A 16,952-nucleotide genomic window follows, 5' to 3' on the forward strand; every position below is an offset into this window, starting at 1 on the left:
CTCGTCCAGTTCCCGGATGTATGCGCGGGCCGCCTCGTTGGTGTCCGGTGGCCACGCGTCGGCGAGGCCACGGCGGTACTCCTTCAGGCGGCTCAGATGGGTGCCAGCCAGGTCGCAGATCTTGCGCCAGCCGGCCACCTGCCGCCACTGGTTCTCGGTCTCCTGGCCCTCCAGGCAGGCCCACATGCTGGCGACGTCCATCAGGTGCCAGTCGGTGCGGGCGGTGCCGCCGGTCCCGCCGACGCCCGGTTCCCTCACGGGAGCACCACCGGAGGCTCGTCGGGGCCGGTGGGATCACTGAGCACCAGGGGCGCGGGGGTGGCTCGGGGGGTGCCCGGGTGGGCGAGCGCCCGTTCGACGTCGGCGACACGGGCGGCGGAGAAGGCGTCGGTACCCGCGTACGTGCTGGCGACCGTCTCGGCCGCGCCGGCGAGCCGGCCGGTGACCGCACCCACGCCCCAGACGGCGTTCGTCGCCGCCTGCTGGGTCTCCCAGTGGGCGCGGAGGAACTGCACCAGTTCGAGGAACGCGTCGGCGGGGTTGGGCACCGGGGCCTTCATGTCGTGCTCGATGTATCGCAGGTGGGGTGCGTAGTTGCGCTCCACCTCGCCTCTGAGTCGGTCGGCGAACTCCCGCAACTGTCGGATGTCTGCCTCGATGCCACCGTAGCCGTGCAGCCAGGACGCTGGACGGTCCTCCTCGGGGATCATCGGCCCTCCCTACCTGTTACGGCGCCGTTTCCCTGAGTGAGGTTAGTGGCTGTCGCCCAACCCCGGCAGCCCTGCGTCCGTCGGTACTGGCCCCCGGGGCCGTCGACCAGCGGGTACGCGTACCCGAAAAGTCAGCGGGGCAGGCCAGAGGCGCGCCACGCGCCGGGACCGGCGGCGGAGCCCGCGCCGGCCGGGCGGCTGCTGCGGGCCCACGCGGACGCGGCGACCGGGGGGCGCGCGGCGGGACGGGACCGAACGATGACCGCGCCCACCAGCGCGGCCAGTTCCTCGGCGGTCGGTACGCCGCGGACGACCCGGAACAGCGGCTCTTCGGCAGACATGAGCCCAGGGTACGCGTCCCATGAGCTGGCCCACACCCACCGTGTGGCGTGCCGACGGTGTGAGCGTCGTGGCTGCCGGGTACGGTTCCAGCGATGTCCGACGCGCTTCCCCAACTCGTCGCCGACCGGTACCGGCTCCTCGCGCCGCTCGGTCAGGGTGGCATGGGCAGGGTGTGGAGAGCGCGGGACGAGGTGCTGCACCGCGACGTCGCGATCAAGGAACTGGTTCCACCCCCCGGTCTCACCGACGACGAGCGCCGGGAGATGCGCGAACGGTCGCTGCGTGAGGCGCGGGCCATCGCCCGGCTCAACAACATCAACGTCGTCCGCATCTTCGACGTGCTGCGCACCGATGGCGACCCGTGGATCGTCATGGAGTACGTGGAGTCGAAGTCCCTCCAGGACACTCTCGCCGATGACGGGCCCGTGCCGGCGGCCCGGGCGGTCGAGATCGGACTCGGGGTGCTCGGTGCGCTCAAGGCGGCGCACAAGGCCGGCGTGATGCACCGCGACGTCAAGCCGGGCAACGTGTTGCTCGGCACCGACGGCCGGGTGGTGCTGACCGACTTCGGCCTGGCCACCATCCCGGGCGACCCCAATGTCACCCGCACGGGCATGGTGCTGGGTTCGCCCGCGTACATCGCCCCGGAGCGGGCCCGCGACGGCACCGCCGGGCCGGAGGCCGACCTCTGGTCGCTGGGCGCCACCCTCTACGCGGCGGTGGAGGGCAAGTCGCCGTACGCCCGGTCCTCGGCGATCGCCACCCTCGCCGCGCTGGCCACCGAGCCGCTTCCGCCGGCCCGTAACGCGGGGCCGCTGAAGCCGGTGCTGAACGGGCTGCTGCGCAAGGATCCGCAGGAGCGGATCACCGCCGAGGTGGCGGAACGCATGCTGCGCCGTGCGGGCGGCAAGCGGACCCGCACGATCCCCCTGCTTGACGGCGTACGCCGGCCGGGGCCGAACGGGCCCCGGGAGCCGCGCCCGCCGCTGGTGCCTGCTCCGCGTCCAGCGGGGGAGACATCGGCCGCGACCGCCACCCCGCCGGCACCCCGCGCGCCGCAGGCGTCGGTCGGCACGGCTGCGGCCTCAGCCGCCGACGAGACCAGGGCGGAGGCCACCGTCACGGACGCCGCGCCGGCGGGCGTTTCCGCGCCGGCCACCGACACCGACGCCACGAAGGCCATGGCCGGGCCCGCGCCCACCTCCGCCGAGTCCACCTCCGCCGGGGCCGAGCCCACCACCAAGCCCGAGCCGGCAGCGCAGGCCGAGCCCGCCACGCAGTCCGGGCCGGCAGGGCAGGCTGAGCCGGCGACCACGGTTGAGCCCGCCGCGAAGGGTGACACCGGCGGCGCGAAGGGCGGGCCGGCCACGGATTCGGAGCCCACCGCGAAGGGCGAGCCTGCCGCGAAGGCGGGGTCCGCCGCGCAGCCTGCCGCCGTGAAGAGCGCGCTTTCGAAGCCGGCCGCCACGTCGGTGCTGCCGCCGGCCGCGCCGGTGAGTCCCGCGCCCGAGCGGGGCAGGGTCTTCGCCTCCGGCACGTCGTCGCGGGGACGACGCCACCGTCGGCTGATCCTGATCGGGGCGCTCGTCGGGGTGCTGTTGCTCGGGCTGGCCGTGGTCGTGCCGCTGCTGTCCGGCGGCGACGAGGACGACGCGGGCGACACCCCGCAGGGCGCCCCCACCGCCCCCACCGCCGCCCCGACCAGCGCCGCGGCACCGCAGACCTCGCAGCCGGCCGCACCACCGCCCACCAGCGCCGCGCCCAGCCCCACTCCGTCGTCCACGCCCCCGGAGACCCCCTCCGCGCCGGCAGATGGTCTGCTCCCCGGCTGGGAGCTGCGCAGGGACCCGGTCGGCTTCTCCGTTCCGGTGCCGCCGAACTGGCGTCGCAGCGCGGGTGACACCTGGGTCAAGTACGAGGAGCCGGACGGCGTCCGCGAGTTGGTCATCGACCGGACGGACAAGCCGCAACGGGACGCTGCCGCCGCCTGGCGGGCCATCGAGTCGGGCCGGAGCAGCATCGTCAACGACTACGAGTTGATCGGTATCCGGTCCGTCGACTGCGCCTGGCGGACGTGCGCCGACTGGGACTGGCGGGAGACCCGCGACGGGACGCGAATCCGGGTGCGCAACCGGGGCTTTGTCACCGCCAGCAACCGGGGGTTCGCCATCCGCTGGGAGGTCGCCGACAAGGACTGGAAGGCCAATCTCGACGAGTTCGAGATGATCTTCCGTGAGTTCGTGCCGGACCGCCGGGACTGACCTCTTCCCACCGCGACCACCCGTCCCCTCCGGGACTGATCCCGTCAGGTCAGGCCGGTCCGCGCCGGCCCGTACCTCCGAGACCGCCCGTGCCGTCCCGGACCGACCTCGTCGGGTCAGGCCGGTTCGCGCCGGCCCGTACCTGCGGAACCGCCGTACTCCGGCCGAGGCCGTCCCGGCACCGCAAGGTGGGCATGCCCCGGCGGTGGACGGGGTACGTGCTCTTCCACGATGGAGGGAGGCGCGACATGGGTCACCGTTACCGGGACTCCCGGCCACGCCTGGCACTGTGGATGCTGGTCGCGTTCGGCGACGTCGTCCTGCTGCTCGTCAGCGTGGGCCTGTCGGTGCTGGCCGCGCTGGTGTCGGTCCTGGCCGTGACGGTCGCCGGGGTGGCCGGCTGGTGGCTCGCCCGCCGCGCCGCCGCGGTCGGCGGGCCCGCGCTGCCGGTCCCCGCCGGCCAGTCGGCACCGTCCGCCGTCGGTCGGCGGCCGAGCCCCCGGCGGGCCTGAGCGCGGTACCGGCCGGCGTGGCACGCCGCCGGTGGCCCGTGTCGTCGATGTCCGGCTCCCGGGCTCCGGCACCATGGGCGGGCGGCGGCACCAGGTGGCTCGGCGAGGTGTTCGCCGCGACGGCCGGCGGCACCAGGTGGCTCGGCGAGGCGTTCGCCGCGACGGCCGGCGGCAGGCCCGGCCCGCAGGCCCGCCCCACCGCCGGCCACCGGGTCACCGCGTGTTGTTGGCCAGGGCGATCAGCCGGCTCCGGTCACCGTTCCAGTAGTTGCGGTCCACGGGCCCGCTGATGCCCGAGACCCGCCCCGAGTCGGTGTACTGCCAGAAGCTCCACACCGATGCGCCGGCCGGCAGGGTGCCCGGCGTGCTCGACCAGCGGGCCAGCCACAGCGGGTGGTTGGCCCACGGGCCGGTCCACCGACCGGTGCACTGGTTCCACCAACTGGTGGTGGTGTAGATGACCGCGTACCGGCCGGTGCGGGAGCGGTAGGTGTTCAGGAAGTCCTGGATCCAGTTGCGCATGCCCGTGGTGCTCAGGCCGTAGCAGTAACCGCCGCTGTACGGGTTCCCTTCGATGTCCAGCGCCGCCGGCAGAGTGCGGCTGTCCGCCGACCAGGCACCACCGTTGGAGGCCAGGTAGTTGGCCTGGACCGCGCCGGAGGAGATGTTGGGTCGGGCGAAGTGGTACGCCCCTCGGATGACCCCGGCGTAGTAGGCGTTGGTGTAGTTCGAGTTGAAGTTGGGGTCCTTGTAGCTCGTTCCCTCGGTGGCCTTGATGAAGGCGAACTGGACGCCCGAGTTGCGGACGCTCGTCCAGTTGATGGTGCCCTGGTAGCGCGAGACGTCGATCCCCGGCACGGTGGCGGCGGCCGCCGGCCCGGTGGTCGCGACCAGGGTGGCCGCTGCGGTGGCGAGGGTGGCGAGGCCCGCGGCGAGCAGCCGGCGAAGCGACGATCTGGTACGGCTCATGGCAGCCTCCCGAAGGTGTCTGTCGATTGACAGCCATCTTTGAAGGTGAATGCCTCTGCGCGCAAGAGCGATAGAGAAAACTTTCAGGGAGGGTGGGGTGGATGCTGCGGGCGGGTTCCGCCCGCCACCTGAACGAACGACGGCCGGGAAGCCGCCCCGAACAGCCCGGTAGGCTCCCCGCCCATGGTGTCGATCGACGGGTTGACCGCACTCTGGGACCGGCTGCTCGACGCGCAGCCCGATCCACCCCCGCTGCTGGTGGTGCTCACCGCGCTGGTCGCGCTGGTGGTGGTCGCCACCCGGCTGCCCTGGCAGATCGCCCGCAACGCGGTCACCATCGCCCACGAGGGCGGACACGCGCTGGCCGCCCTGCTGACCGGCCGCCGGCTGCACGGCATCCGGCTGCACTCGGACACCTCGGGGCTGACGCTGTCGGCCGGTCGGCCCACCGGGCCCGGCATGATCCTCACCCTGCTCGCCGGCTACCTCGCCCCGCCGTTGGTGGGCCTGGCCGGGGCCTGGCTGCTCGCCGGCAACCGGATCACCCTGCTGTTGTGGGTGGCCGTGGCGCTGCTGCTGGCCATGCTGGTCATGGTGCGTAACGCCTTCGGGGTGCTGTCGCTGGTGGTCACCGGAGGCGTGGTGCTGGTCGTCTCCTGGTACGCGACCCCGCAGGTGCAGGCCGCCTTCGCCTGGACCGGCGTGTGGTTCCTGCTGCTCGGCGGCGTACGGCCGGTGGTGGAGCTGCAACGGCTGCGCTCCCGGGGCCGGATGCCCGCCTCTGACGCCGACCAGCTCGCCGGCATCACCCCGTTCCCGGCGTTCTTCTGGGTCGCCGTGTTCGCGCTGGCCAACCTGGCGGTGCTCGGCACCGGTGCGCTGCTGCTCGCGGGCCCGATCCTCACCGAGGCCGGGATCACCGGCTGAGGGTGGTGCCCGCCCGCACTACTGCGCCCCGGTGCGGACCATGAGGTGCCCGGTTGCCGGGAAGTCCTCGTTCCCCTCCAGGCGACCGGTCTTCGTCTCCACGATCGTGAACCCCTCGGCCTGGTAGAGGGCGAGCGCGGCGTCGTTGCCGGCCAGGACATCCGTCTCGACCGGCCCGTCGCCGGCCGCGTCGATCGGCCCGGGAGACAACCCTGACGTTCCCGGTCCACGACGGGCCACGGGTGGTCGAGGTTCGGCTTCCGTCCGCAGTGGCTGGTCGTCCCGACGGGCTCCTCGGGCCAGCCGGCGCAACAGAAAGCTGTGGTGTGCAACCGGCGGGGCTCGCTGGCGCGTGTCTTTTGGGACCGCCACGGGGGAGGTAGCACGTGCCCGACGTCGACGGGTTCGACGAGTTCTACCGGGGCAGCCGGCAACGGCTGCTCGGATTCGTGTACGTGCTGACCGGGGACCTGACGGAGGCGCAGGACGCGGTGCAGGAGGCGTACATCCGGGCGTGGCAGCGGTGGTCCACCGTGGGCGGGTACGACGACCCGGAGGCGTGGGTGCGGGTGGTCGCCAGCCGGATCGCGGTGAGCCGCTGGCGCAGCCTGCGCAGTCGGGCCCGCGCCTACCTGCGGCACGGCGCCGTCGACAGCGTCCCCGGGCCGGGCACCGACACCGTCGAGGTGGTCGCCGCACTGCGCCAGCTGCCCGAGGAGCAGCGCGTCGCGATCGCGCTGTACTACCTGGTGGGCCTGCCCGTCGCCGAGGTGGCCCGGGAGACCGCCGCGCCGGTGGGCACGGTGAAGGCCCGCCTGTCCCGGGGGCGCGCCGCGCTCGCCGGCCTGCTCGCCGTTTCCGACCTGGGGGAGGCCGCCGATGCCTGACGAGATGACCTTCGCCGAGCGGGTGCACCGGGAGCTGCGCGACGTCCGCTGGGCGGAACCCGCCGAGCTGCGGGTCCGCGCCCGCCGCCGGGGCCGGCGTACGGGGGCGGCGACGGCGCTGGCCGTCCTGGCGGTCTCGGTGGTGGTGGTCGTGACGCTGCGCCCGGCGGAGGACGCCCCGCGACAGTCCGCCGCCGGGGTGCCGGTCAGCGTGTTCGCCGAGGTGCCGAAGGACGTCCTGCTGGACCCGGCCGAACTGCCGGTGTCCAGCGACGTCCGGTTGGGCGAGGCCGGGCTGGGTGCGGCGGTACGGGTCGACATCCTGCTGGACGCCTGCGCGACGTCGAAGGGCCTTCCCCGGGTGGAGACGGTGTCGCGCTACTCCCGGTCGCAGACCCTCCTGCAGAGCACCGCGATCACCGGGAACTCCGGCCAGTATCCGGTACTCAGCCAGGACGTGTACCGACTGTCGTCCGCCGCGGCGGCCGGCCGGTTCTTCGACGACCTCGACCGCAAGATCGCGGCCTGCGCGCAGTGGCGCACCGAGGAACGGCGGCTGGTCCGGATGGGCGTGACGGCGCAGGCCGAGGTGGTGCGCCACTGGCGGCCGGTCGTTCGTGACTTCGCCGGTGACCAGGCGGTGCTGTTGCGTCAGGCCACCGTTCAGCCGAGCGCGCTGACGACCGGCGAGCCGGTCGGCACGGCACCCGCAGCGGAGACGACGGTCGTCGTCCGGGTCGGGGACCTGGTCACCGTGATGAGGCCGGACGGGGAACTGGGCAGCGTCAGCCCCGGGCCGGAGAGGAAGGCTGCGCTGGCCCGGCAGGAAGAGGAACTGGTCAGCCTCAGCCGGAAGGCGGCGCAACGGATGTGTCCGGCTGCCAACCCGTCCTGCTGAGCGTCACCGGGCGGCCGGTGCGCCGCCTGTCAGCGGGGGCACCGGCCGCAGGGCCGTGGGCCGGGGCGGGCAGGCTGTCGCCGCCTCCCTGACGAGGGCGGCGACAGCCCCGACACCGGGATTCCCGGGCGTCTACAGCGGGATGTTGCCGTGCTTCTTCGGGGGCAGGGTCTCCCGTTTGGTACGCAGCACCCGCAGGGCCCGGACGATCTGGGTGCGCGTCTCGTGCGGCGGGATCACCGAGTCCACGTAACCCCGCTCTGCGGCGATGTACGGGTTGGCCAGGGTGTCCTCGTACTCGGTGATCTTCTCGGCGCGGACGGCGGCCGGGTCGGCGGCGGCGGCCAGTTCCGAGCGGTAGAGGATGTTCACCGCGCCCTGCGCGCCCATCACCGCGATCTGCGCGGTCGGCCAGGCGAAGTTCAGGTCCGCCCCGAGGTGCTTGGAGCCCATCACGTCGTACGCGCCGCCGTACGCCTTGCGGGTGATGACGGTGACCTTCGGGACGGTGGCCTCGGCGTACGCGTAGATGAGCTTCGCGCCCCGGCGGATGATGCCGTCCCACTCCTGACCGGTGCCGGGCAGGAAGCCGGGAACGTCCACGAAGGTCAGCACCGGAATGTTGAAGGCGTCGCAGGTGCGCACGAAGCGGGCGGCCTTCTCGCTGGCGGCGATGTCCAGGGTGCCGGCGAAATGCATCGGCTGGTTGGCGACCACGCCGACCGGGCGGCCCTCGACCCGACCGTAGCCGACGACGAGGTTCTGCGCGTACAGCGGCTGGACCTCCAGGAACTCGCCGTCGTCGAGAACGTGCTCGATGACCCGGTGGATGTCGTACGGCTGGTTGGCCGAGTCCGGGATCAGCGTGTCCAGTTCCCGGTCGAAGTCGGTCACCGTCAGCTCGGCCGGGGCGTCGAACACCACCGGCTCGTCGAGGTTGTTCGACGGCAGGTACGACAGCAGCGCCTTGACGTAGTCGATGGCGTCCTCCTCGTCGGAGGCGAGGTAGTGGGCGTTGCCGCTGCGCGAGTTGTGGGTGCGGGCGCCGCCCAGGTCCTCCATCGCCACGTCCTCGCCGGTGACCGTCTTGATCACGTCGGGCCCGGTGATGAACATGTGCGAGGTCTGGTCGACCATCACCGTGAAGTCGGTGACCGCGGGGGAGTACACCGCGCCGCCCGCACAGGGACCCATGATCAGGGAGATCTGTGGGATGACGCCGCTGGCCCGCACGTTGCGGAAGAAGATCTCGCCGTAGAGGCCGAGGGAGGCCACGCCCTCCTGGATGCGGGCTCCACCGGAGTCGTTGATGCCGACGACCGGACAGCCGATCTTCATGGCCAGGTCCATCACCTTGACGATCTTCTCGCCGAAGACCTCGCCGAGGGAGCCGCCGAAGACGGTGAAGTCCTGCGCGAAGACGCAGACCTGCCGGCCGTCGACGGTGCCGTAGCCGGTGATCACACCGTCGCCGTACGGGCGGGTGCGGTCCAGGCCGAAGTTCGTGGACCGGTGCCGGGCCAGCTCGTCCAACTCGACGAAGGAGCCCTCGTCGAGCAGCAGCTCGATCCGCTCCCGGGCGGTCTTCTTGCCCCTCGCGTGCTGCTTCTCCACGGCGCGCGCCGACCCGGCGTGCACCGCCTCGTCGACCCGTCGCTCCAGGTCCGCCAGCTTGCCCGCCGTGCTGTGGATGTTGATCCCGGTCTCGGTAGTCACCCAGGGAATATAACGATGGTTCAGGCCGCCGCCGCTGTGCAGTTCGCCTCAGTGCCGCCCGTAGGCTGGCGGGATGCCGGGTTCCCCGTACACCGATCTGGACCGCCCGCCGCTGTCGGCGGCCCGGCTGCGCCGCGCGCTGGTCTTCCCCCACGGACCGTGGACCCGGCTGGAACTGCACGCGGAGACCGCCTCGACCAACGCCGACGTGGCCGAGGCGGCCCGCTCGGGCGAGCCGGAGGGGCTGGTGGTGGTCGCGGAGCGACAGACCGCCGGTCGCGGCCGGCGGGGCCGGACCTGGCAGTCGCCGGCCCGGGCGGGCATCGCGACCAGCGTCCTGCTGCGGCCCGGGGAGGCGGTTGCGGAGCGTCGCTGGCCGGCGGTGCCACCCACCGGGTACGGCTGGCTGCCGCTGCTCGCCGGTGTCGCGCTGGTCGAGTCGGTGACCCGGCTGGCGGAGCTGGACGCCGCCCTCAAGTGGCCGAACGACCTGCTGGTGGGCGGCGCGAAGTGTGCCGGCATCCTCGCCGAGGCGGTGCCGGGGGGGTCACCGGCGCAGCCGCCCGCGATCGTGCTCGGCATCGGGCTGAACGTCACGCTGCGCGTCCACGAGTTGCCGGAGAACCCGACGGGTCTGCCGGTCACCTCGCTGCACCTGGCCGGCGCGGCGGCCACCGACCGCGATCCCCTGCTGCGGGCCCTGCTCCGGTCGGTCGCCGACTGGTACGACCGCTGGCGAACGGCCGGCGGCGACGCGGTGGTCAGCGGCCTGCGGGACGCGTACCTGGCGGTGTGTGCCACGGTCGGCCGGGAGGTACGCGCGTTGCTGCCGGACGGCGGTGAGCTGACCGGCACCGCGACGGGCATCGACCCGGACGGCCAACTGCACCTGGTCACCCCGTCGGGCGAGCACCGCCTGGCCGCCGCCGACGTGGTGCACCTCCGCTGACCCCGCCCGGTATCCGCCCGCTCCCCGCCGACCGTACGGGTACGGCCGCGTGGCGGATCCCGCCACGAGCGTGGACCGGTTACGGTCTGCGCGTCCGTTGTCTGCTGGAGGTTGCCGTGGCGTTTCCCGAGGACGTGCTCACCGAGGACGAGCACGTCGTACTGCACCTGCACCCGCACGGGAAGGCCCTGGTCCGGCCGGTGGCGGTGCTGGTGGTCGCGGTCGCGGCGGTGGTGGCCGGCGTCGTGTTGCTGCCCTCGGGGTCCGGTGGCCCGGTCGCCCTCGCGGTGATCGGCGGCCTGGCGCTGCTGGCGGTGCTCTGGCTGTCGCTGTGGCCGTTCCTGGTCTGGCGCACCACGCACTACGTGTTCACCAACGAGCGGGTGCTGCTCCAGCACGGGGTGTTCTCCCGGGACCGGCGTGACCTGCCCCTCAGCCGGATCAACGACCACGCCATGAACCAGCAGTTCGTCGAGCGGATGCTCGGCTGCGGCACGCTGACCATCGAGTCGGCGGGCGAGCGGGGCCGGTCGGTGCTGCACGACGTCCCCGGGGTGGACCGGGTGCAGACGACGCTCTACGAACTCGTCGAGGCCCACCACGACAAGCACTCGCTCGGTGACGGGGAGCTGAGCGAGATCATCGCCGAGTCGCGCGGGGCCGAGCCCGAGCCGAGATCCTGACGGGCCGGGCCGACACCCCGCGCGGGCCCGTGCGACCCGCCGGTTGACGGCGGTGCTTCGGTGCCGGGTGGCCGGTCACGGCCGCGCGTCAGGTCCGTACCCGTGCCGGGTGGTCGGTCAGCGGCGGCGGGGACGGCGGGTGACGGCCTGGAGTTGGGCGGCCAGTTCCGCCTCCAGTTCCTTGTCCAGGTTCGCCGCGAGCCCCGCGTCGAGCGGCAACGGTCGCGGCTGTGGTGGCGTGGCGGCTGTCGGCTGCTGCCGGCCGGGTGCCGGCTGGGCCTCCTCCAGCTCGGACACCGACTCGGCGAGCTCCGCCACCGGGTCCATGCCGGCCATGGTGTCCCACTCGTCGCGCGGCAGTCCGTGCCAGGTCCTGCCGTCCGTGGCGGTCGCCGGCGCCGCCGGTGCGGCCTGGAAGACGAAGGTGCGGTACGACCAGAAGCGGAACAGCGTCGCCAGCAGCACGCCCCCGGTCTTCGCCACGTTGAGCGCGAGCAGGCTGGTCACGCCGAGGCCGTACTTGGCGGCGGCCAGGACGCCCAGCTCGATCAGCAGCCCGGCCCCGTTGAACAGGAAGAAGAGGACGTATTCGCGCTGCATGGCCGATTTCGGCCGATCCCGGTACGTCCAGTGACGATTCATCAGATACGACGTGATCGTCGCGACGATGGTCGCGATGACGGTCGCCTTCAACTGGCCGTCGACGAAAACGGTCAGTGCGAGCGCATTGAACACGGCGTAATTGATGACGGTGTTGATGCCTCCCACAAGGCCGAATTTGAGCGCCTCGTGGACGAACTTCTGCCAGCGTTGCGGCAGCAGACGGACAAGACGCATGCGGAACACCTTAGGACAGGACGGGGCCGGCAGGTTCCGGCCGGACGGGGTGGGCGCGGTCACGCCCTGCGGTCCGGGTCGACGTCCGGAACGGGGGGAGTTCCCGCTTCGACGAAGACGAACCGTCGGTAGGACCAGAACCGGAAGAGGGTCGCGAACCCGGTGCCGACGACGTAGCTGGCGATGTTGTCGGCCAGGCGCGTCTGGAAGACCGCGGGCCAGATGCTGCCCAGCCCGTAGTAGCTGATGCCCAGGCAGGCGACGGTGATGCCGAGGCCGACGGCGTTGAAGAAGAAGAACAGGGCGTACTCGCGGGCCGGATGGGAGCGCTGCCGGTGGCGCCACGTCCAGAACCGGTTGCCGAGGAAGGCGAACGTCGCCGCGATGACGGTGGAGATCGTCTTCGCCGTGATGCGCTCGACACCCTGTGTCGTCAGCACGTTGAAGATGGCGAAGTCGACGAGGAACGCGAAACCGCCGACGGTGGCGAACTTGCTCATCTCCCGTACGAGGTGGCCGAAGCGGTCGATCAGGGAGCGGACGAGACCTCCACGGGTCTGCCCGGCACCGGGCTTACCGGTCATCGTCGCGGCCACCCCGCGAGCGTACCGGCTGTCGGCATCGGGCACGGGTAGTGACGGCGGTCGGAGTCGTCACGGACGTCACGGACGGGCGGAAGGCTGATGAGCCGAGCGTAACCGGGCGGCTGCGGATCCGGCGTGGATCGCCGTAACCGCCCACCGAGCCGCAGAACGCCGGCGGCTGTGCCGTGGGTCGCACGCCCACCGACCTTCCCCGAAGGATTTGCGTGAAACTGCGCGCGAAAGCGGGTATTAGCTCGTGATGCCGCAGCGTGGCCGGACCTTGTGCAGTTCTTCACAACCAGTACCACTGACTGGCGAGGGCCACCGGTTTACGCTGAGTTCAAATCCCAGGTTTCCACGAAGGCGACGCGCGACGCGCCGCTGAGACTCGTGCACTCCATAGACAGGTCAGCGTCGACCACAAGGAGATGTGTCATGGTTGCTCCGGCCACCGTTCGCGGTATCGATCAGGCCCCGACGTCCCACCCCGAACTCCTCGCCTGGGTCCGTGAGGTCGCTGAACTGACCACGCCCGACCGGGTCGTCTGGGTGGACGGGTCCGACGAGGAGTGGCGTCGCCTCACCGACGAGCTGGTCGAGGCAGGCACCCTCGTGCGGCTGAACCCCGAGAAGAAACCCAACTCGTTCTACGCCCGCACCGACCCCACGGACGTGGCCCGCGTCGAGGAGCGCACCTACATCTGCTCGGTCGACGAGGCGGACGCCGGCCCCACCAACAACTGGATGGCACCGGCCGAGATGAAGCGGACGATGACGGAGCTGTACCGCGGCAGCATGCGCGGGCGCACCATGTACGTCATCCCGTTCTGCATGGGGCCGGTCGAGGCCGAGAACCCCATGTTCGGCGTGGAGATCACCGACAGCCCGTACGTGGTCGCCTCGATGCGCATCATGACCCGGATGGGCACCGCGGTGCTGGAGGCGATGGGCGAAGACGCCGGGTTCGTGCACGCGCTGCACTCGATCGGCGCCCCGCTGGCCCCCGGCCAGCAGGACGTGGCCTGGCCGTGCAACGAGACGAAGTACATCTCGCACTTCCCGGAGACCCGGGAGATCTGGTCGTTCGGCTCGGGCTACGGCGGCAACTCGCTGCTCGGCAAGAAGTGCTACTCGCTGCGGATCGCCAGCGTCATGGGCCGGGACGAGGGCTGGCTCGCCGAGCACATGCTGATCCTCAAGATCACTTCGCCGGAGGGGCGGGTCTACCACATCGCCGGGGCCTTCCCGTCGGCGTGCGGCAAGACCAACCTGGCCATGTTGGAGCCGACGATCCCCGGCTGGAAGGTCGAGACGATCGGCGACGACATCGCCTGGATGCGCTTCGGCCCGGACGGCCGCCTCTACGCGGTGAACCCGGAGTACGGCCTGTTCGGTGTCGCGCCCGGCACCGACTGGAAGACCAACGCCAACGCCATGCGGACGCTGGACCGGGGCAACTCGATCTTCACCAACGTGGCCCTGACCGACGACGGGGACATCTGGTGGGAGGGCATGGGCGAGCCGCCGGCGCACCTGGTCGACTGGAAGGGCAACGACTGGACGCCGGAGAGCGAGAACCTCTCCTCGCACGCGAACAGCCGGTTCTGCACCCCGATCACCCAGTGCCCGATCCTCGCCGAGGACTACTACGACCCCAACGGCGTACCGATCGACGCGATCCTGTTCGGCGGTCGCCGTCGTGACACGATTCCGCTGGTGGCCGAGGCCCGCGACTGGGTGCACGGGGTCTACATGGGCGCGACGCTGTCCTCGGAGACCACCGCCGCCGCGTCCGGCGCGGTCGGGGTGGTGCGCCGCGACCCGATGGCCATGCTGCCGTTCATCGGCTACCACGCCGGTGACTACTTCCGGCACTGGATCGAGATGGGCAAGGGCGCCGACGGCGACGAGTCGAAGCTGCCGAAGATCTACTACGTCAACTGGTTCCGCAAGGACGCCGAGGGCAACTTCCTCTGGCCGGGCTTCGGCGAGAACTCCCGGGTGCTCAAGTGGGTCATCGAGCGGATCGAGGGGCGCGCCGACGCCGTCGAGACCCCGGTCGGCATGGTTCCCACCCAGGACTCGCTCGACGTCGACGGACTGGACATGACCCCGGAGGACGTCCGGATCGCGCTCAAGGTCGACGCCGAGGAGTGGCGCCGGGAGCTGCCGCTGGTGACCGAGTGGTTCGAGAAGTTCGGTGACAAGCTGCCCGGCGTGCTCTGGGCCGAGTTGGACGCCCTGCGCGCCCGGCTGGACGCGGAGCCCCAGAAGCAGGTGTGACGGTCGCCCGGCACGGGCACCATCGGATTCCATGAGGACGGCCGCCGAAACCCGCATCCGGCGGCCGTCCGCCGTCCGGGCGCTGATCGCCCTGCTCGCCACCACGGCGGCGACCACCGTCGTGGTCGAGGTGCTCAACTGGTGGTACGCCCCGGAGCAGGGCCTCGCCCTCGCTGTCCGGACGGGCTGGGCGATGCTGCGCTCGCTCGGTTTCCTGTTGCTGATCGGGCACGTGCGGCGCGGCCGGACGGTGGCCCGCCCGTTCGGGCTGATCCTCGCCGTCACCACGGTCTTCGCGGTCGGCCGGCTGGTCGTACCGCGTCAGGGTGTGCCGCCGCTGCCCGGCCTGCTCGGGTTCGGGCTGCTCACCGCGCTCTGCGCGGCGGTGGTGTGGTTGCTGTACCGGTCCTCGGCGCTCGCCGGGCACCTGGTGCGGCACCGCGCGCGCCTGGTCATCGACAGGTCGGGAATCTCCTGGCAGGAAACCCCGCCCCGCCGACCGGAGGTCAGCGGCTGGCTGCTCACCAGCCGGGTGGCCGCCTTCACCTACAGCCCGCTGATGCTGGTGCCCGCCCTGGTCGCGGGCGGCGAGATCCTGGACGGCCGGCTCGCGGCGGCGCCCGCTGTGCTGCTCTGGTTCGGCGCGGGCATCGCGACCAGCTACGCGGTGCTGTTCTGCACCGCCTTCCTGATGCGTGACAAGCGGTGGGCGCGCACCCTGCTCGTCGGGGTCACCGTCGTCGTGCTGGCCGTCGACCTGCCCCTGTGCTGGTGGCTGCTCGGCGTCGACGGCCTGGTCCGCGACGGTGCCCCGCTGGTGGCCGCCGCCGCCCTCACCGGCTACGGACTGTGGCGTGCCGCCCGTGCCGAACACGGCAACGCCCCGGTCTGAGCGCCGTCGTCGACCGACCGTCGTGCCGGTGCCCGCCCGGCCCGCGGCGCGGATCGACGGTTCGGAGGTGACCACCGGCGGCAGCCGGGTGGGCACCCCGGTGCGCACGGGCTCCGCCCGCTGCGCTGCCGCGACCCACGCAACGAATCCGCGCCGATTGCGTTGCGCTGGTTGAGGCAGCGCGGAGGCATGCTGGGAGGGTCCGGGGGCCGGCCCGGCGTTGGCCCCCGGGGCGGCCCGACCCGCCCGGTGCGGCGGCACGGCGCGTGGCCTCGTCGGCACGGTGCGCAGCCCGGCAGCCGCCGCCGGGCAGTGGTGCAGGGCGAGGGGAGGACGCGATGACCGACGAGTTCGACGTGGTGGTGGTCGGAGCGGGGCCGGCGGGGTCCGCCGCCGCGCTGGCCGCCCGACGGGCCGGGGCCCGGGTGCTGCTGCTCGACCGGGCGGACTTCCCACGGGACAAGGCGTGTGGGGACGGGATCGCCGCACACGCGCTGGACGTGCTGGCCGACCTCGGGGTGCCGGACGCGGTCGACGGCTATCCGCCGCTGCCGGCGTTGCGGCTGGTCGCGCCCGGCGGTGGCGCGGTGGCGCGGGCGCTTCCCCGGCCCGCGTACACGGTGCCCCGGGCCGTGTTCGACGCCCGGCTGGTGGCGGCGGCGGTCGCGGCGGGCGTGGTGTTGCGCCGCCGGGCGGTGCGTCGGGTCGAGCCGGGCGCCCGTGTGGTGGTGCTCGACGGGGAGATCGCCGCGCGGGCCGTGGTGGGGGCGGACGGCGCGGGCTCCGTCGTGCGCCGCGTGCTGGGACACCGGCCGAACCCGGACCGCCACCTGGCGCTGGCCATCCGGGGGTACGCCCCGGCACTGCCCGGACCGCCGGAGCAGCTCATCGTCACCTCGGCCGCCCGCTGGCCGGCGTACGCCTGGTCGTTCCCGATCGGTGACGGCCGCGCGAACGTCGGGTACGGGGAGGTGCTGCGGGGTGAGCCGCTGACGCGGGCGCACCTGGTGGAGCGACTGGGGGCGCTCCTGCCCGGCGGCGATCCGGCCACGGTCACCGGGCTGCGGGCGCACCACCTGCCGTTGTCCACCCACCGCCCGACACCCGGCCGGGGGCGGGTGCTGCTGGCCGGGGACGCGCTCTCGCTGATCAACCCGTTCACCGGCGAGGGCATCTTCTACGCCCTGCTGTCCGGGGCGCTGGCCGGGGCGGCGGCGGCCGGGGCGCCGGAGCAGGCTGCCCGGCGGTACGCGGCGGCCCTGCGCCGCCGCCTCGGCACCCACCTGCGGCACAGCTCGGTCGCGGCCTGGCTGGCCCGGCGTCGTCGGGTGGTCGACGCGGCGGTCCGCGCGGCGCGGCGCGACGAGCAGGTCTTCGGCACGGTCGTTGAGCTGGGGTTGGGCGACGGCCGGCTCGACGCGCGGACGCTGGGCATGATCGGCGTCGGCCTGCCCGTGCGGGATCGGCCACCGCGACACCGGCCCGGTTGACAGGTCGTTACC

The 16,952-nt window shown here is 72.7% G+C and carries 17 protein-coding genes; 10 read left to right on the plus strand and 7 right to left on the minus strand.

The annotated features are described in order from the left end of the window. Nucleotides 1-254: 254 nt before the first annotated feature. Nucleotides 255-710, minus strand: a complete 456-nt coding sequence (locus GA0070616_RS17225; RefSeq protein WP_091083414.1) for a hypothetical protein — start codon at nt 708-710, stop codon at nt 255-257. A gap of 131 nt (nt 711-841) precedes the next feature. Beyond that, nucleotides 842-1,051 carry an acyl-CoA carboxylase subunit epsilon gene (locus GA0070616_RS17230; protein WP_091083417.1) on the minus strand — a complete coding sequence of 70 codons (210 nt, stop codon included), beginning with the start codon at nt 1,049-1,051 and terminating at the stop codon, nt 842-844. A gap of 93 nt (nt 1,052-1,144) precedes the next feature. Between GA0070616_RS17230 and GA0070616_RS17235 the strand changes: the two genes are divergently transcribed. Next, a complete protein-coding gene (locus GA0070616_RS17235; RefSeq protein ID WP_091083422.1) occupies nt 1,145-3,313 on the plus strand; it encodes a serine/threonine-protein kinase in 2,169 nt (722 codons plus the stop codon). Between the two features lie 248 nt (nt 3,314-3,561). Further along, nucleotides 3,562-3,825, plus strand: a complete 264-nt coding sequence (locus GA0070616_RS17240) for a hypothetical protein (RefSeq protein ID WP_091083426.1) — start codon at nt 3,562-3,564, stop codon at nt 3,823-3,825. A 213-nt stretch (nt 3,826-4,038) separates the two neighbouring features. Here GA0070616_RS17240 and GA0070616_RS17245 read toward each other — a convergent pair whose 3' ends face one another. Next, nucleotides 4,039-4,794 carry a GH25 family lysozyme gene (locus GA0070616_RS17245; RefSeq protein WP_091083430.1) on the minus strand — a complete coding sequence of 252 codons (756 nt, stop codon included), beginning with the start codon at nt 4,792-4,794 and terminating at the stop codon, nt 4,039-4,041. Nucleotides 4,795-4,977: 183 nt separating this feature from the next. On the opposite strand from GA0070616_RS17245, the gene GA0070616_RS17250 reads away from it, so the two are divergent. Next, entirely contained in the window at nt 4,978-5,721 is a 744-nt protein-coding gene (locus GA0070616_RS17250) for a M50 family metallopeptidase (protein ID WP_091083435.1), read from the plus strand. An 18-nt stretch (nt 5,722-5,739) separates the two neighbouring features. Here the strand turns inward: GA0070616_RS17250 and GA0070616_RS17255 are convergent, their stop codons facing one another. Continuing rightward, on the minus strand, nt 5,740-5,931 hold the full coding sequence (locus GA0070616_RS17255) for an N-acetyltransferase (protein ID WP_091083439.1): 192 nt from the start codon (nt 5,929-5,931) through the stop codon (nt 5,740-5,742). A 176-nt stretch (nt 5,932-6,107) separates the two neighbouring features. On the opposite strand from GA0070616_RS17255, the gene GA0070616_RS17260 reads away from it, so the two are divergent. Both GA0070616_RS17260 and GA0070616_RS17265 read left to right on the plus strand, forming a co-directional pair. Then, nucleotides 6,108-6,608, plus strand: a complete 501-nt coding sequence (locus GA0070616_RS17260; RefSeq protein ID WP_091083443.1) for a SigE family RNA polymerase sigma factor — start codon at nt 6,108-6,110, stop codon at nt 6,606-6,608. Then, nucleotides 6,601-7,506 carry a hypothetical protein gene (locus GA0070616_RS17265; protein WP_139128931.1) on the plus strand — a complete coding sequence of 302 codons (906 nt, stop codon included), beginning with the start codon at nt 6,601-6,603 and terminating at the stop codon, nt 7,504-7,506. The genes GA0070616_RS17260 and GA0070616_RS17265 overlap by 8 nt, the downstream gene beginning before the upstream one ends. Nucleotides 7,507-7,638: 132 nt before the next feature. Here the strand turns inward: GA0070616_RS17265 and GA0070616_RS17270 are convergent, their stop codons facing one another. Then, nucleotides 7,639-9,222 (minus strand): acyl-CoA carboxylase subunit beta, encoded by a 1,584-nt coding sequence (locus GA0070616_RS17270; protein ID WP_091083450.1) that lies wholly within the window; start codon nt 9,220-9,222, stop codon nt 7,639-7,641. Between the two features lie 73 nt (nt 9,223-9,295). On the opposite strand from GA0070616_RS17270, the gene GA0070616_RS17275 reads away from it, so the two are divergent. Continuing rightward, nucleotides 9,296-10,171: a biotin--[acetyl-CoA-carboxylase] ligase gene (locus tag GA0070616_RS17275; protein WP_091083454.1), complete on the plus strand. Its 876-nt coding sequence runs from the start codon at nt 9,296-9,298 to the stop codon at nt 10,169-10,171. A gap of 116 nt (nt 10,172-10,287) precedes the next feature. Continuing rightward, nucleotides 10,288-10,854 (plus strand): PH domain-containing protein, encoded by a 567-nt coding sequence (locus tag GA0070616_RS17280; RefSeq protein ID WP_091083457.1) that lies wholly within the window; start codon nt 10,288-10,290, stop codon nt 10,852-10,854. A gap of 117 nt (nt 10,855-10,971) precedes the next feature. Here GA0070616_RS17280 and GA0070616_RS17285 read toward each other — a convergent pair whose 3' ends face one another. Next, the gene (locus GA0070616_RS17285) at nt 10,972-11,691 is read right to left on the minus strand and encodes a GtrA family protein (RefSeq protein WP_091083461.1); all 720 of its coding nucleotides are present in this window, start codon (nt 11,689-11,691) and stop codon (nt 10,972-10,974) included. 59 nt (nt 11,692-11,750) lie between these two features. Further along, nucleotides 11,751-12,320 (minus strand): GtrA family protein, encoded by a 570-nt coding sequence (locus GA0070616_RS17290; RefSeq protein WP_091083465.1) that lies wholly within the window; start codon nt 12,318-12,320, stop codon nt 11,751-11,753. Between the two features lie 390 nt (nt 12,321-12,710). Between GA0070616_RS17290 and GA0070616_RS17295 the strand changes: the two genes are divergently transcribed. From GA0070616_RS17295 to GA0070616_RS17305, 3 genes are all read left to right on the plus strand, one after another. After that, complete coding sequence (locus tag GA0070616_RS17295; protein WP_091083469.1) at nt 12,711-14,558, plus strand: phosphoenolpyruvate carboxykinase (GTP); 1,848 nt, start codon at nt 12,711-12,713, stop codon at nt 14,556-14,558. Between the two features lie 31 nt (nt 14,559-14,589). Continuing rightward, complete coding sequence (locus GA0070616_RS17300; RefSeq protein ID WP_091083472.1) at nt 14,590-15,450, plus strand: hypothetical protein; 861 nt, start codon at nt 14,590-14,592, stop codon at nt 15,448-15,450. Between the two features lie 338 nt (nt 15,451-15,788). Next, complete coding sequence (locus tag GA0070616_RS17305; RefSeq protein WP_091083478.1) at nt 15,789-16,940, plus strand: geranylgeranyl reductase family protein; 1,152 nt, start codon at nt 15,789-15,791, stop codon at nt 16,938-16,940. Nucleotides 16,941-16,952 lie beyond the last annotated feature (12 nt).

It is taken from the genome of Micromonospora nigra (assembly GCF_900091585.1).
Lineage (GTDB): Bacteria > Actinomycetota > Actinomycetes > Mycobacteriales > Micromonosporaceae > Micromonospora > Micromonospora nigra.